General features: G+C 65.7%; 14 protein-coding genes and 1 tRNA gene. 9 read left to right on the top strand and 6 right to left on the bottom strand.

All coding sequences use genetic code 11. From position 1 onward, the window contains the following. Window positions 1-10 precede the first annotated feature (10 nt). The 4 genes from B5F40_RS01890 to B5F40_RS01875 form a co-directional block, all read right to left on the bottom strand. Window positions 11-355, bottom strand: a complete 345-nt coding sequence (locus B5F40_RS01890) for a winged helix-turn-helix domain-containing protein (RefSeq protein WP_087192687.1) — start codon at window positions 353-355, stop codon at window positions 11-13. 43 nt (window positions 356-398) lie between these two features. Further along, the gene (thrC, locus tag B5F40_RS01885) at window positions 399-1,949 is read right to left on the bottom strand and encodes a threonine synthase (RefSeq protein WP_239442849.1); all 1,551 of its coding nucleotides are present in this window, start codon (window positions 1,947-1,949) and stop codon (window positions 399-401) included. Window positions 1,950-2,055: 106 nt separating this feature from the next. Next, entirely contained in the window at window positions 2,056-2,382 is a 327-nt protein-coding gene (locus tag B5F40_RS01880) for a type II toxin-antitoxin system RelE/ParE family toxin (RefSeq protein WP_140396383.1), read from the bottom strand. Next, window positions 2,382-2,669 (bottom strand): type II toxin-antitoxin system prevent-host-death family antitoxin, encoded by a 288-nt coding sequence (locus tag B5F40_RS01875; protein WP_087192685.1) that lies wholly within the window; start codon window positions 2,667-2,669, stop codon window positions 2,382-2,384. The genes B5F40_RS01880 and B5F40_RS01875 overlap by 1 nt, the downstream gene beginning before the upstream one ends. Before the next feature lie 222 nt (window positions 2,670-2,891). Here B5F40_RS01875 and B5F40_RS01870 point away from each other — a divergent pair, with 222 nt between their 5' ends. The 9 genes from B5F40_RS01870 (at window position 2,892) to B5F40_RS01820 (ending at window position 12,193) form a co-directional block, all read left to right on the top strand. Beyond that, window positions 2,892-4,928 carry a heavy metal translocating P-type ATPase gene (locus tag B5F40_RS01870; RefSeq protein WP_087192684.1) on the top strand — a complete coding sequence of 679 codons (2,037 nt, stop codon included), beginning with the start codon at window positions 2,892-2,894 and terminating at the stop codon, window positions 4,926-4,928. Window positions 4,929-5,018: 90 nt separating this feature from the next. Next, entirely contained in the window at window positions 5,019-5,270 is a 252-nt protein-coding gene (locus B5F40_RS01865) for a FeoA family protein (protein WP_087192683.1), read from the top strand. 102 nt (window positions 5,271-5,372) lie between these two features. Then, window positions 5,373-5,609: a FeoA family protein gene (locus B5F40_RS01860; RefSeq protein ID WP_087192682.1), complete on the top strand. Its 237-nt coding sequence runs from the start codon at window positions 5,373-5,375 to the stop codon at window positions 5,607-5,609. A gap of 131 nt (window positions 5,610-5,740) precedes the next feature. Continuing rightward, complete coding sequence (gene feoB, locus B5F40_RS01855) at window positions 5,741-8,092, top strand: ferrous iron transporter B (protein ID WP_087192681.1); 2,352 nt, start codon at window positions 5,741-5,743, stop codon at window positions 8,090-8,092. A 31-nt stretch (window positions 8,093-8,123) separates the two neighbouring features. Beyond that, the gene (locus tag B5F40_RS01850; protein ID WP_087192680.1) at window positions 8,124-8,339 is read left to right on the top strand and encodes a FeoB-associated Cys-rich membrane protein; all 216 of its coding nucleotides are present in this window, start codon (window positions 8,124-8,126) and stop codon (window positions 8,337-8,339) included. Window positions 8,340-9,110: 771 nt separating this feature from the next. Beyond that, complete coding sequence (locus B5F40_RS01835; RefSeq protein WP_087192677.1) at window positions 9,111-9,491, top strand: metal-dependent transcriptional regulator; 381 nt, start codon at window positions 9,111-9,113, stop codon at window positions 9,489-9,491. Between the two features lie 701 nt (window positions 9,492-10,192). Then, entirely contained in the window at window positions 10,193-10,669 is a 477-nt protein-coding gene (locus B5F40_RS16530) for an FtsB family cell division protein (RefSeq protein ID WP_239442848.1), read from the top strand. Window positions 10,670-10,692: 23 nt separating this feature from the next. After that, complete coding sequence (locus B5F40_RS01825; protein WP_446718585.1) at window positions 10,693-11,700, top strand: Ppx/GppA phosphatase family protein; 1,008 nt, start codon at window positions 10,693-10,695, stop codon at window positions 11,698-11,700. A gap of 408 nt (window positions 11,701-12,108) precedes the next feature. Further along, window positions 12,109-12,193 (top strand) — tRNA-Leu (locus B5F40_RS01820). 123 nt (window positions 12,194-12,316) lie between these two features. Here the strand turns inward: B5F40_RS01820 and B5F40_RS01815 are convergent. Both B5F40_RS01815 and B5F40_RS01810 read right to left on the bottom strand, forming a co-directional pair. Next, window positions 12,317-13,384, bottom strand: a complete 1,068-nt coding sequence (locus B5F40_RS01815) for a peptidoglycan recognition protein family protein (RefSeq protein ID WP_087192675.1) — start codon at window positions 13,382-13,384, stop codon at window positions 12,317-12,319. Continuing rightward, a complete protein-coding gene (locus B5F40_RS01810) occupies window positions 13,368-13,616 on the bottom strand; it encodes a phage holin (RefSeq protein ID WP_087192674.1) in 249 nt (82 codons plus the stop codon). The genes B5F40_RS01815 and B5F40_RS01810 overlap by 17 nt, the downstream gene beginning before the upstream one ends. Window positions 13,617-13,624: the final 8 nt, after the last annotated feature.

Genomic DNA, 13,624 nt, shown 5'->3' with positions numbered 1-13,624 from the left:
TGAGGGCGCGCTATTTCAGCAGCTGACCGAAAAGCTCCTCGGCTTTCTCCTGCAGCCTCTCTTCGATGGCGAGGTAGGCGTCAAGAAGCTGATCGCCCGCTTCGGTGAGTTGGCTGCCGTGCGCGCCGTCGCGGTTGAGCAATTGCACGCCGAGGGCGGCTTCCGTGTCCTTGATGATACGCCAGGCCTTGCTGTAGGCCATGCCCATGCCCTTGGCGGCCGCGTTGAGCGAGCCGGATTCGCGCACGCCCAAACACAGGCTTGCGATGCCGCGGCCGAACAGCGACCCGCTTTCCGCATCCGGGTTCATGATGGAGAGCTTGATGGTCGGTTTCAGCTTCTCGAGTTCGCTCATGGGTTCGTTTCCTTCCCGTTTTGCGGCGGACTGGCGTGTTGTCTTAGGCGTTCGGATGATGGGCGAGGAAGCTCTCCACCGCCGCCTCGATGTTGTCCGTGCCGCCCTCGATCACCTCGTCGAAGCGGATGGGCAGCGCGTCGAGCTCGGCTAGGCCGCGGGGGATGTCGTGCTTGCCCGTCTCCTGCGCGATGAGCTCGTTCAGCGCGCAGCCGGACAAAGCGGCCACGTCGGCGGGCAGCGCGGCACCCGGCTCAAGCCCGTGCAGCGCGCGGTACACGTTGTCGCCGAACTTGGCCCAATGGGCCGTGCTCACGATGAGCACGGGGTTCTCGCCCCGGAGGTTCTCGGCGGTCTGGTAGGCCACGGCCGTGTGCGGGTCCAGCAGGTAATCATGCTCGTCGAACACGTGCTTGATGGTGTCCAGGCACGTGGCGTTGTCGATGGAATCGGACGCGAACTGCTCCCTCACGCGGGCGAACGTGCCCTCGTCCACGCGGAAGCGGCGCTGCTCGTGCAGGTCGGACATCCAGCCGGCGATGGCCTCGGCGTCGCGTCCCGTCAGCTCGAACAGCTGGCGCTCCAGGTTCGACGACACGAGGATGTCCATCGAGGGGGAGGGCGTCAGCACGAAGGGGCGCTCGGAGATGTCGTAGGTGCCGGTGTTGATGAAGTCGGTGAGCACGCGGTTCTCGTTGCTGGCGCAGTACAGCATGCCCAGCGGCACGCCCATGCGCTTGGCGTAGTAGGCGGCCAGGATGTTGCCGAAGTTGCCGGTGGGCACGCATACGTCCAGCTCGTCGCCCAGCGAGAGCTTGCCGTCGGCTGCCAGCTGCGTGTAGGCCGACACGTAGTACACGATCTGGGGCATGAGACGCCCCCAGTTGATGGAGTTCGCGCTCGACAGCGCCACACCGTGCTCGGCCAGAAGCTTTTCCGCGAACGCCTCGTCGCCGAACACGTTCTTCGCGCCGGTCTGACAGTCGTCGAAGTTGCCGCGCACGCCCCACACCTGCACGTTGCGCCCGCGCTGCGTGGCCATCTGCTTGAACTGGATGTCGCTTACGCCCCCGTCGGGGTACATAACGCCGATGGACACGCCGTCCACGTCGCGGAAGCCCTCGAGCGCGGCTTTGCCGGTGTCGCCCGACGTGGCCACGAGGATGAGGAAGTCGTGGTCGAGCTTGCCCTGCTCGCGCAGCTGGGCGGCGCTTGCGGAGAAGAACCGGGGCAGGCACTGCAGCGCCATGTCCTTGAACGCGCTCGTGGGGCCGTGCCACAGTTCCAGCACGTGGGTGTCGGCTGTGAGCGACGTGATGGGGCAGATGCGCTCGTCGTCGAAGTTGTCGCCGTAGGCCTGGGCCATGAGCGCTTCGACGGTCTCGGCAGGCAGGTCGGTGTCGAACGCCCGGTAGATGCGCGCCGCGCGCTGAGCGTAGGGCAGCTGCGCCAGCGCCGCGATGTCCTCCAGCGTAAGCTCCGGGATGCGCTCGGGCACGTACAGCCCGCCGCCCGCCGCCAACCCGTCGACGACGGCTTCCGTGAACGTGACCGGACGGGGCCCTGCGCCCCGCGTGTCGATGTAGAGGTTCAAAGCCTTGTCCTGCGCTTTCTGCTCGAAATCCCAACGCGTGATTATCTGCTGCCAGTATACTATGACGCCAATTCCCCTGACGGGAGAAATCGCGGCTGGCGCGCGCTCAATCGACGAGGTCGACGAGGGCGTAGTCGTCCATGTCTTGCGAAGTGTGCACGACGCGCCACACGGTGAGCGTGTCTGCGGAGTACGAGTAGAACAACCGGTACTTGCCCACGAGGAAGCTGCGGCGGTCCTTGAGCGCGAGCCGGTCGTCCTCGAAAGGCCGGCCAAGGTCGGGATTCTGGCATAGGAGAGATACCGCGCCCTTCATCTGTTCGTACCAAGCCCGTGCGGCGTTAGGCGAATCAAGGACATGGCCGATGTACGCAACGACGGATTCGATATCATAGCTGGCACGGGGGCGATATACGGGCTTCAAGGTCGTCATCACGCGTCCCACAGCGCGAACATCTTGTCCATGCGCTCGTCGAGCTGGGCTTGCGACACGGTTTCGGGCCGGTAGCGGGCCTCGATCTCGGCTTCGCGCAACTTCATGACGTAGCGGTCATGTTGGCGCTGCCGCTCGTAGGCGACGCAGTCCATGACCACGAGGGACGCCTTCCCGTTCTTCGTCATGAAAATGGGCTGCTGGGTCTCGCGGGCTTCGTCGCAGATGCCGGCCAGGTCGGTTCGCAGGTCACTGATGGGTCTGATGGCGGGCAAGGGCATGACCATGGCATTCCTCCTCACATCAAATCTTATGCAGAAATTATACCATATTTTGCACATTTAATGCATTCATGGTGGCTAAATCATCATATGAGCCCCTTTCGCCCGTCCGACCGCCTCGTTTCCGCTGCGCAACGGTTCGTCCTCGTACCGCGCGGTGCTGCTGCCCTGTCCTACGCTGGTGCCGATTAGGTAGGCAAGGCACCGGATGAAGGCGAGGCGAGGCGGATGGGCGGGCACGACGGAGAACGCGAGGACGTGCGGGACGGCTCTCCCGGAAAGGGCGCCTCCGGGGGCGGCATGGCGACGCACGGGGCGGACCTCAAGCGGCGGTTCCTCGCGAGCCTCGTGCTCACGGTGCCCATCCTGCTGCTGTCGTCGCCCATGGGGCTTACGCTCCCCATCACGCTCACATTCCCCGGGTCGGACTGGGTCGTGGCGGCGCTCGCCACGGTGCTGTTCCTCTACGGCGGCATGCCGTTTCTGCGCGGAGCGGCGGGCGAGCTCAAGCGCCGACAGCCCGCCATGATGACCCTGGTGGCGCTCGGCATCACCACGGCCTACGTTTACAGCATCTACGCGTTCGTCCAGCGCTCGGTCCTGCACGCGGACGGCATGCACATGGACTTCTTCTGGGAGCTGGCCACGCTCATCGTCATCATGCTTTTGGGCCACTGGGTGGAGATGCGGGCCGTGATGGGCGCGGGCGACGCGCTCAAGGAGATGGCCGAGCTCCTGCCGGCGCAGGCGCACGTGGAACAGCCGGGCGGCTCTTTCGCCGACGTGCCGCTCGACGAGGTGCAGGTGGGGCAGACCGTCGTGGTGGAGGCGGGGGAGAAGGTGCCCGCCGACGGCGAGGTCGTGCGCGGCGAGTCGCAGGTGAACGAGGCGCTCGTCACCGGCGAGGCGCGCGACGTGGCAAAGGGCGCGGGCGACTCCGTGTTCGGCGGATCGCAGAACGGCGACGGCACGCTGTACGTGCGCGTGACCGGCACGGGGGAGTCGGGCTACCTGGCCCAGGTCATGAAGCTGGTGTCGCAGGCGCAGCAGGAGAAGTCGCGCGCCGAGGTGCTGTCGGACAAGGTGGCGCGCTGGCTGTTCTACGCGGCCGTGGGCGTGGGCGTCGCGGCGTTCGCCGCGTGGCTTGCCGTCACGGGCAGCGTGGGCGACGCGCTCACGCGCATGGTCACGGTGTTCGTCATCGCGTGCCCGCACGCGCTCGGCCTGGCCATACCGCTCGTGGCGGCGCGCTCCACGTTCATCGGCGCGCGGCACGGCCTGCTCGTGCGCCGCCGGCGGGCGCTCGAGGTGGCGCCGCACGTGAACGTGGTGATGATGGACAAGACCGGCACCCTCACCGAGGGCGACTTCCGCGTGGCTGAGGTGCGCGCGGTGGGGGAGGGGCGCAGCGACGACGAGGTGCTTGCGATCCTCGCCGGGCTCGAGCAGTCGTCGTCTCATCCGCTGGCCGCGAGCATCGTGGCCGCCGCGCGCGACCGGGGCGTGCGTCCCGAGCCCGTGCGCGACGAGCGCGCCGTGGCCGGCGTGGGCGTGGAGGGCGTGCTCGAGGACGGCCGGCACGCGCTCGTCGCGAACGCGCGGCACCTGGACGAGCGGGGGATTCCCTACGACCGCGACCTGTTCCAGTCGCTCGCGGGCCGCGGCCTCACGGTGAGCTTCCTCGTGATCGACGGTGCCGCAGCCGGGGTGGTGGCCCAGGGCGACGAGGTCAAGCCCACGGCGCGCGAGGCGGTGCAGCAGCTCAAGGAGCGCGGCATCGCGCCCGTCATGCTCACGGGCGACAACGAGGAGGCCGCGCGCGCCGTGGCCCGCGACCTCGGGATCGACGAGTTCCATGCCGGCCTCGTGCCCCAGGACAAGGTGCGCCTCGTGCAGGAGCGTCGAGCGGCGGGGGACACCGTGATGATGGTGGGCGACGGCATCAACGACGCGCCCGCCCTCGCGAAGGCAGACGTGGGCGCCGCCATCGGCGCCGGCACCGACGTCGCCATCGACTCGGCCGACGTCGTGCTGGTGAAGAGCGACCCCGAGGACATCGTGCGCCTGCTCGACCTCGGCACGAGCACCACGCGCAAGATCAAGCAGAACCTCTGGTGGGGCGCCGGCTACAACATCGCAGCCATCCCGCTGGCCGCCGGCGTGCTCGCGCCCGCGGGCATCCTGCTCAGCCCCGCCGTCGGCGCCGTGCTCATGAGCCTGTCCACCGTCATCGTGGCCGTGAACGCCATGACGCTCAAGGCGTAAAGCTTCTGTTTGTTAGCCAAGGGTTCCATTTTGCGCGCAGTTACGTTATGATGCGTTATGTTTCATAAGGCTAACTCGTTGGGAGGCGCTATGGACGACGTGGTAAGCGCGGGTGGCACGTACCCGCTCCCGCTGCTGCACGGCGGCGAAGAGGCCGTCATTGTGAAAGTGGGCGGCCGAGGAGAGCTGCACCATCGCCTGGAGGCGCTCGGCTTTGTGGAAGGGGCCAGCGTTATCGTGGTGTCGGAGGCGGCGGGCAATCTGATCGTCGAGGTCAAGGGCACGCGGGTGGCGCTTGACCGAAGCGCCGCATCGCGCATTATGGCGCGCGCTGCAGCGTGAGGCGCGAACAGCGGGCTGGCGCTCGCCATCTGCGCGCGAGGCGGCATGAAGCGCAGGGCGGGCAGTCGAGGTAAGCGAAGGAAGCAACAGGAAGGAGCAGGGATGGCGGAATCCCAGGAGCGGACGCTTCGCGATGTGCGCATAGGCGAAACGGCCACCGTTCGCCGCTTGAAGGGCGATGGGGCGCTCAAGCGGCGCATCATGGATTTGGGCATCACGAAAGGTGCGGACGTGTTCGTGCGTAAGGTCGCGCCGCTCGGCGACCCCATTGAGGTCACTGTGCGAGGCTACGAGTTGTCGCTGCGCAAAAGCGAGGCCGAGGGCATCCTCGTGCACTAGCGGGATGCGGGCGGGCGCTTCGTGCGAAGCGTTCGCAAGCGACAGAGGGCGCCGCCGCTCGGCGCCTCTTTTTCAACGATGAGTTAGTAATAGCTAACTCAAAGGAGCAAATGTAGACGGAAAGGCGGAGCATGGGTATTCGCATAGCGCTTGCCGGCAATCCCAATTGCGGCAAGACCACGATGTTCAACAACCTGACCGGAGCCAACCAGTACGTGGGCAATTGGCCAGGCGTGACCGTTGAGAAGAAGGAAGGCGCCTACGTGCGCGACAAGGACGTGATCGTCACGGACTTGCCGGGCATCTACTCGCTCTCGCCGTACTCTCCCGAGGAGATCGTGACGCGCGACTATCTTTTGGAGGGCGGACCCGACGTTGTGGTCAACCTTGTGGACGCCACGAACCTCGAGCGCAACCTCTATCTGACGACGCAGATCCTCGACCTGGGCCTTCCGGTGGTCGTGGCGCTCAACATGATGGATCTCGTGCGCAAAAACGGTGACAGGGTCGATGTGGCGAAGCTTTCGAAGCGTTTGGGCTGTCCGGTGATCGAGACGTCCGCGCTCAAAGGGCAGGGAGCGGACGAGCTTGTCGAAGCGGCCGTCGAGGCCGCCAGGAAGAAGACGGCCCCCGAACCCGACTTGCGCTTCGTCGACGAGGTGGAGGGCCCCATCGGACGGGTCGCCGAGCTTATCGGCTCGCGCGTGCCCGCCTCCGCTGCTCGCTGGTACGCCATCAAGCTGCTGGAGGGCGAGGAGCGCACCGTCGCCTCGCTCAAGCTTCCCGCAGCCGACCTGAAGGCAATCGACGCCGCCCGCGAGGCCATGGAGGATGCTCTCGACGACGACGCCGAAAGCATCATCACCGTTGCGCGCTACGATGCTATCGGCGACGTGGTGGCCGAGACGGTGAAGAGGTCGGCGAAGGGCCTTTCCCTCACGCAGAAGATCGACCGCGTGGTCACGAACCGCGTTTTGGGCCTGCCCATCTTCATCGTGGTCATGGCGTTTGTGTACTGGCTGGCTATCTCAGTGGGAACCGGTGTGGTCACCGACTGGGCCAACGACGGCATCTCGGGTGATGGCTTTCTGTACACAGGCGGCGAGGCCTACGAGGAGGCGGTCGGCGCCTGGGAGGAGGAGATGGCTGCTGCCGAGGAGGCCGGTGCGAGCGAGGAGGAGCTTGCGGTTCTGGCCGAGGAGGAGCCCGACCCTGCCGAGTTCGGCCTGTGGATACCCGGCCTCGGAGCCGTCATCGGCGACGCCCTCGAGGGTGCCCAGGTTGCCGATTGGATGCAGAGCTTGGTCATGGACGGCATCGTGGCCGGCGTGGGCGCCGTCATCGGTTTCATTCCCCAGATGATCATCCTGTTCTTGCTGCTCGCGTTCTTGGAGGGCTGCGGATATCTGGCGCGCGTGGCGTTCATCATGGACCGCGTGTTCCGTCGTTTCGGCCTGTCCGGCAAAAGCTTCATACCCATGTTGGTGGCGTCCGGTTGCGGCGTGCCCGCCGTTATGGCCACCAAGACCATCGAGAACGAGCGGGACCGTCGCATGACCATCATGACGACGACTATGATCCCCTGCGGTGCGAAGATGCCCATCATCGCGCTTGTGTTTGGCGCTATAGCCGGCGGAAACACCGAGGAAACATGGTGGGTCGCGCCGATGTTCTACTTCCTTGGCGTCCTCGCCATTATCATCTCGGGCATCATGCTGAAGAAGACCAAGATGTTCGCAGGCGAGGCATCCCCGTTCGTTATGGAGCTTCCCTCGTACCACTTGCCCACTGCGAAGTCCGTCCTGCTGTCAACGTGGGAGCGCATCAGGGGGTACGTGGTGAAGGCCGGAACGGTCATTTTCCTGTCCACGATCGTCATCTGGCTGCTCATGAACTTCGGCGACGCAGGCCAAGGCTTCGGCTTGCTCGATCAGGAGACGCAGCTGCAGTACAGCCTCATGGCCGGCTTGGGCAATGCGATCGGTTGGATATTCGCGCCGCTGGGCTTCGGTGACTGGCAGGCTGCGGTCACGTCCGTCACGGGCCTCGTGGCGAAGGAGAACGTCGTGGCCACCGTGGGCATTCTCTCCAGCGTGGGCGAGCTTGGCGAGACCGATCCCGCCATGTGGGCATCCTTCGCCGCCATGTTCGGCGGCTCGACGGCGGCCATCCTGGCTTTCTGCGCCTTCAACCTTTTGTGCGCGCCGTGCTTCGCCGCCATCGGCACCATCCGTCGTCAGATGGAGAGCGCAAAGTGGACGTGGTTCGCCATCGGCTACATGACGGCGTTCGGTTGGGCTGTCGGGCTCGTGCTCTACCAGTTGGGAGGCTTGCTCATGGGGGAGGTGCCCTTCGGTTTGTGGACGGTGGTGGCCCTCGCGGTGCTGGCTGGCATGCTGTTCCAGCTGTTCCGCCCGATGCCCGCTGGCAAGAAAGACGATGTTTCCGAGGGTCTCAAAGCCAGCGCAGGCGCTACCGCGTAGCATGCGGGCGACGTTCGGGAAAGGATGCGACATGCTCGTTTCAACTACAGTCGTTGGACTGGTCGTCGCGGGGCTCGCATTTCTGTCGGTGCGCCGGCTGTGGCGCAACGGCCTGTGCGATTGCCGTAAAGACGGCTCCGGTGCAGCCAGCTGTGCCGGAGGGTGCGCCGGCTGCTCTGGCTGTGCGGCCGCTGCGCGCATGGCCGCCGATCTCGAGCGGGCCGTCGAGGCGGATCGCTGCCGCTGATCGCGCTGCCGAGCGCTCGTTCAGAGAAGGGAAAGAAAGCCTTCTCGGCCTTAGCCCGCGTCCGAGCGACGCGCGGTTGCAAAGGCGCTGCGGGAACGCGGATCGGGCTCGCGTCGCTCCGGGTGCGGGGGCGCTGCGATAGGCACGGGGGCGCCGGGGCTCGCCGAAGCGGCGGCGAGCCCGAGGAAGCGCTTGGGAGCGCGGAAGCCCACAAGGAGGGGCTCGGAGCGCGCGAGCTCCTCCTTTTCGCGGGGCGGCGACCTTCCGTCGCCGTTCCCGCTCATCAGAGGCGCGTGTCGCCGGATGCGGCCCGCATGCGCCTTTTCCGCATTCCGCAAGGCCTCGGGAGCGCTTCTGCGATGTGCCCGATCTCCTTCGTCTTCCGCTTTTGGCGGGACGCCCTTGCCAGGCGGTCGCACATTTCGACACGATGGCTCGTATCGACGGCGCAGGCACGCGGCCGTAGGCTGGTGCCTGTCGGTGCGCTGCATAGAAAGCTGTGCAAATGGCCCATTCGCAGCTCGCCCCCTCCCCTCGCCGGGGTGGCGGGGATTTTTCGTCCTGCCGACCCGTAGAGGACGGCGAAGCGCCCCGTTGGCTCGGTGCCGAAGGCCTCTCGCCTGGCCGCACCTCGCCCGGCCCTCTGCCAAGCGGACCCCTCTCTCAAGTCTCGCTCTTTTGCTCTCCGCTTCCCGACTGCCGCTTCCCCTATGCCGCCCTATCTCGGCGAGCATGAGTGGTACTATGAGCATGCGAGCAAAAGGAGGTTCCATGGAGAAGATGTCCATGTCGCACGAAGACTACCTCGAGGCCATTGTCATGCTCGGGGGAACGACGAAAGCGTCGGTGAGATCGGTCGATGTTGCGATGAAGCTCGGCGTGTCGAAGGCTTCGGTAAACAAGGCCATGACCGCTTTGAAGGAGAAGGGTTTGGCCGAGCAACCGTACTACGGCGACATCACGCTTACCGAGCAGGGCTACGAGTACGGCACGTCTGTGCTCGACCGGCATCGCATGCTGGCAACGTTCCTTACGAAGGCGCTCGGCATCCCCGAGGAGCAGGCGGAGAAGGAGGCTTGCCTCATGGAGCATGCCATCAGCGACGACTCGTTCGAAAAATGGAGTTCTTATATTAAGAAGCTCGATCTGTAGCGAAGGAGCCCTTATGTGACGGGTTTCGTTTTCCGCGATCACTCGCGTTTTGACGGATGCCCAACACTCCTTCGACGCATCGTCTCGTCGGTGGCGGAGAGGCATGCGGTGTGGTATCCTAGCCCCATCTCCTGCATTACGCACACCATCAACGAACCACGATGCAAAAGGGGCGCACTTCAGTGGCACGGCAGACGAACATTCTTTCGTTCGACGAAGCTCGGCGCGATATTGCCGCGAACCGTCGCGGCCTCTTCCCCTCCCATAGCGCTTCGACTGCGAAGCGCATCGACGCTTCCGTATTCGAGTCGCCATTTCGGGCATCGTCCGAGTCGCGTCGCTCGTCTTCGCAACGCTCTGCCGCTGGTCGCTCGGCGTCCATCGGCGTCTCGTCTCGCCGCGGTTCGGGTGGCTTCATCGATGTTGGCGACGACTTCCCCTCGTCGTCGGCAGCGCACCGCGGCGCGCGTCCTGTCGGATCGCGGTTGGGGGATTCGACGGCCTCTCTATCTGGCGGCCCTCGCCATGCTCGCGCTGATGACTGCGAGCGGCGTGACAACGGGGTCTCGCGTTTCGCCGAGGCGAAGCGCGCCCGAGCGAAGGCCAGGGCCGAACGGAAATTCTCAAAGCAGTTCGGTTCGCAGGACGCTTCGGCCTCCGCATCTGAGGGCGGGCCGCGAGCTGCCGTCTACAGGGGAAAGATGGGCGCGAAGCACCGTTTGGCGGCTCGCATGCAAAACGAGGCGTCCGGCAAGGCTTCGACGAAGCGCGGTTCTGCGTTCGGCTCGTTCGCGTTGCTCAAGTCGCGTGCGTTTGTCACCTCCGTGATCGTCGTCGGGTGCCTCGTGCTGTCGTTCTCCTTCCTGTACCCTTCTGCTCAGCAGTATTATCATGCGTTGCGTGATCGAGACCGGTTGGCGGCCGAATACGCAGCGCTGGCGGATCGCAACGAATCGCTCGAAGGCAACGTGGAGGCCCTGCAGACGGATTCCGGCATCGAGGCGTATGCCCATGAACAGTTCGGTTGGGTGAAGGAGGGCGAGGAAACGGCGAATGTGCGCGGACTCGATCTTCCCGAAGAGGGGTCGACGTTTCAGGCTAATATCGTCTCCGACAGCATCGAGGCGCCCGAAACGTGGTATTCGGTTCTTCTCGACCCGTTGTTTGGCGTCGAATAGGAAAAACGCATGGGGAGGTGCCGGTGAGCGCACTGACGGTTGCGCCGGGAGCGTCGAAGGACCCTGCCTCGGACGGCGTCTTCCGTCCCGGCCGCTACGCAGCTATCGATATCGGAACGGTGACGTGCCGTATGCTCGTCGCCGACGTCGACGAGTTGGGACGGCTATGCGAGCTTGATCGCGAGTACGCCATCACGAACCTTGGCGAGGGCGTGGACGCTTCGGGAGTGCTCAAGCCCGAGGCCATGCGCCGCGTGGCGGATGCGGTCGCCCACTATCGAGAGGTGCTCGTCGGCTTCGAGCAGTCGGAACGGCTCGTTCGGGTGACGGCCGTCGCCACGTCGGCGGCGCGCGATGCGCGCAATGCGCACGAGTTCGAACGCCTGCTCGCTGAATGCGGCATCAAGCTTGCGGTGATTCCCGGCGCGCGTGAGGCGGCGTTGTCGTTCGCGGGCGCGTCGTGCGATTTTTTAGGCGAGCGCCTGATCGTCGTGGACATAGGCGGCGGTTCAACAGAGGTCGTGGCCGGATGTGCGGGCGACGATCCCGTACGTGCGCGCTCCTTCGACATAGGGTGCCGCCGCGTCACGGAGAAGTTCCTCGCGTCCGATCCTCCCGCCGAGCGCGAGCTCGAGCTCGCCCGACGATGGGTGCGGGAGGGGATGAGGCCGTTCTTCGAGGAGCTGCGCGCCTCGAGGTTTTTCCCTGATCGGCTGGTGGCCGTGGCTGGCACGGCCACTACCGTGGTGTCCGTGCGCGAGCGGATGCGCGTCTACGATACGACGCGCGTCCACAGGGCCCTCGTCACGCGATCGGATCTCGATGCTGTGGACGAGCGGCTGCGCGGCGTGACGCTTTCAGAGCGCGAGCGCATCGTCGGGTTGGATCCGGGTCGCGCGCCTGTTATCGTGGCGGGCATGATGATCTTGCAGACCGTGCTCGATCTGGCGGGCGTCGATTCGTTCACCGTGAGCGAATCCGACATCCTGCACGGTCTCGTTCTCGATGCGGCTCGCTCCGGCTTGGGTTGAGAGGCGCGAGGCGCTCGCATCGAGGCCGGGCGTGGTTCTGGCCGCGCGCGCGGCTTCCGCGAAGGTGCGAAACGGCATTGCGCGGAGGCGGCCGGCGAGGCCCGGGGCGCCAAAAAATGTGCTAAAGGCCTACGGTTGGATGTGACGACGGCTTCATCTTCGTCTTTCGCGGCGGAGAGGACGGGGGCAGGCTCGCTTGGCTCGAGGCGGTTGTGCGGGATGTTCGTCGTCTCCTCTGGGCAAACGTCTTGCGGGCGGGTTTCGCTCGGTAGGGAGGTCGCATATGCCAGCGGTTCCGTTCCGGAGTGGAGAGTCTTTGTGCGGCCCCGTCCGTTTCCGCTGCGCGTGGCGGTTCGATTTGATACGATAAGCATCCATCGTTTCCCTCGTCGTTTCGACGGGCTGCGCGGGGGCGTGGCGGAATTGGCAGACGCAGGAGACTTAAAATCTTCCGACTCCGGTCGTGCGGGTTCGAGTCCCGCCGCCCCTACCAGACGTTTGAAATGGGAGAACGCCGAGAATCGAGCGTTCTCCCATTTTTGCGGATCGTTTGGAATTGTCCCAAATTGGCCGAAATACACGGCAAATCGGAGTGATTATCACGGCCGCCTAGCCTCTAGGCTGCCGCCAGGTCGGCCCAGAAGGCCGTGATCACCCCGCCGTTTCCGGCGTAGTCGTCGCCCCATCCGGACGTGTCCGTCAGGTCGCGCATCTTGGCCAGGAAGCCCTCCCCCTGGTTGGCCGCCGCGTACTCCACGACGCGCCAGCCCGTCGATGCCGGGTCGGGCGTCTCGTAGTAGCAGCGGATCGCCGTGATGGGCGAGCCGTCCCCGGCGCAGCCGTACATCAGGTCGTCCGTGTCGTAGCCCGACACGGGGTCGAGCCAGCCGTTGGCCTGGGTGCGCACTTGATACCATCCCGGCATGTCGATGGCGAGCCATCGCATGGGCTGGCCGTCCCCGGCGTAGGTGTCCCCAGAGCCGCCCGTGTCGTATCGGTCGATCATCTCCGGGAGCCAGTAGGCACCGGAGGGATCGGAAGATGAGCGGTAGCGCACCTCCTCCGACACGTTGGAGCTGCCGCCCGTGCCCGAGGTGCCGGGGGTCACGACGACCCCGGAGCCCATGTAGTCGGCCACGCACTGCTCGAACTGCCCCCACGTGCGCCCGTAGCTGGCGAAGTAGCCCGTCGGGTCGGTGTGGTCGGTGCCTCCCCAGATGCGGCGGCACTCGTCGTGGGAGAGCAGCCTGTCAACGCCCCAGCCCCGCGAGGCCAGGTAGTCGCCGCACCAGCGCACCGCCTCGGCCCACTGCCGGTCGAAGTCGGCCTGGTTGGTGGCGTGGGCGAGCTCGATGCCCACCGTCTGGTAGTTGCCGTTGCCCACATGCCAAGCCAGGCGGTCGTCGTACATGGTGCGGTACACCGTGGAGCCGTCCAGCTCCATCACGTAGTGGACGGCGTAGTCTGGGTTGCTGCCCCAGTAGAGCACGTGGTTCCAGGCGGATGCGCCGGGGTTGGCCGTCTCGTGGACGACCAGGTACTGCGCGCTGTTGTAGCCGTGGCCCGGTGCCACGACGTTGTCGCTGCTCTCGTAGGCTATCGCCTGCGCACGCGGCAAGGCGAGCGAGAGCGCGACGAGGAGCGCGGAGAGCGCCGCGAGGGATCGCCTAGCCTTCGTCAGCATCCGAGCCCCCCTTCCCCGCTTTGAGCTGGCTCGCCCCGATCGCGACGCCAATAAACGTCCCGACGGCGTTAATCGTGGTCACAACCGCCTGGGCCGTCGCCGCGTCCGCTCCCCACGCCCCGGCGCACGTGCCGAAGAGCGTGGCGAGTGCGGGCAGCGCGATGAGGCCCGCCCACTTGAGCACGTCGTAAACACGGCTCGGGATCGGCCAGCTGGGTAAATTCTCGTTCATTGTCTCTC

The organism is Gordonibacter sp. An230, from assembly GCF_002159915.1.
Classification (GTDB): domain Bacteria; phylum Actinomycetota; class Coriobacteriia; order Coriobacteriales; family Eggerthellaceae; genus Rubneribacter.
The sequence above is the reverse complement of the archived record's forward strand: the minus strand, read 5'-3'. Positions and strand labels throughout refer to the sequence as shown.

Bases quoted from the DNA above. Each gene is read 5' to 3' on its own strand.
- feoB (WP_087192681.1), top strand. From the start codon at position 5,741: ATGGGTATTCGCATAGCGCTTGCCGGCAATCCCAATTGCGGCAAGACC.
- B5F40_RS01860 (WP_087192682.1), top strand. From the start codon at position 5,373: ATGGCGGAATCCCAGGAGCGGACGCTTCGCGATGTGCGCATAGGCGAA.
- B5F40_RS01880 (WP_140396383.1), bottom strand. From the start codon at position 2,382: ATGACGACCTTGAAGCCCGTATATCGCCCCCGTGCCAGCTATGATATC.
- B5F40_RS01890 (WP_087192687.1), bottom strand. From the start codon at position 355: ATGAGCGAACTCGAGAAGCTGAAACCGACCATCAAGCTCTCCATCATG.
- B5F40_RS01835 (WP_087192677.1), top strand. From the start codon at position 9,111: ATGGAGAAGATGTCCATGTCGCACGAAGACTACCTCGAGGCCATTGTC.
- B5F40_RS01850 (WP_087192680.1), top strand. From the start codon at position 8,124: ATGCTCGTTTCAACTACAGTCGTTGGACTGGTCGTCGCGGGGCTCGCA.
- B5F40_RS01815 (WP_087192675.1), bottom strand. From the start codon at position 13,384: ATGCTGACGAAGGCTAGGCGATCCCTCGCGGCGCTCTCCGCGCTCCTC.
- B5F40_RS01810 (WP_087192674.1), bottom strand. From the start codon at position 13,616: ATGAACGAGAATTTACCCAGCTGGCCGATCCCGAGCCGTGTTTACGAC.
- B5F40_RS16530 (WP_239442848.1), top strand. From the start codon at position 10,193: ATGGGCGCGAAGCACCGTTTGGCGGCTCGCATGCAAAACGAGGCGTCC.
- B5F40_RS01865 (WP_087192683.1), top strand. From the start codon at position 5,019: ATGGACGACGTGGTAAGCGCGGGTGGCACGTACCCGCTCCCGCTGCTG.
- B5F40_RS01870 (WP_087192684.1), top strand. From the start codon at position 2,892: ATGGGCGGGCACGACGGAGAACGCGAGGACGTGCGGGACGGCTCTCCC.
- B5F40_RS01875 (WP_087192685.1), bottom strand. From the start codon at position 2,669: ATGGTCATGCCCTTGCCCGCCATCAGACCCATCAGTGACCTGCGAACC.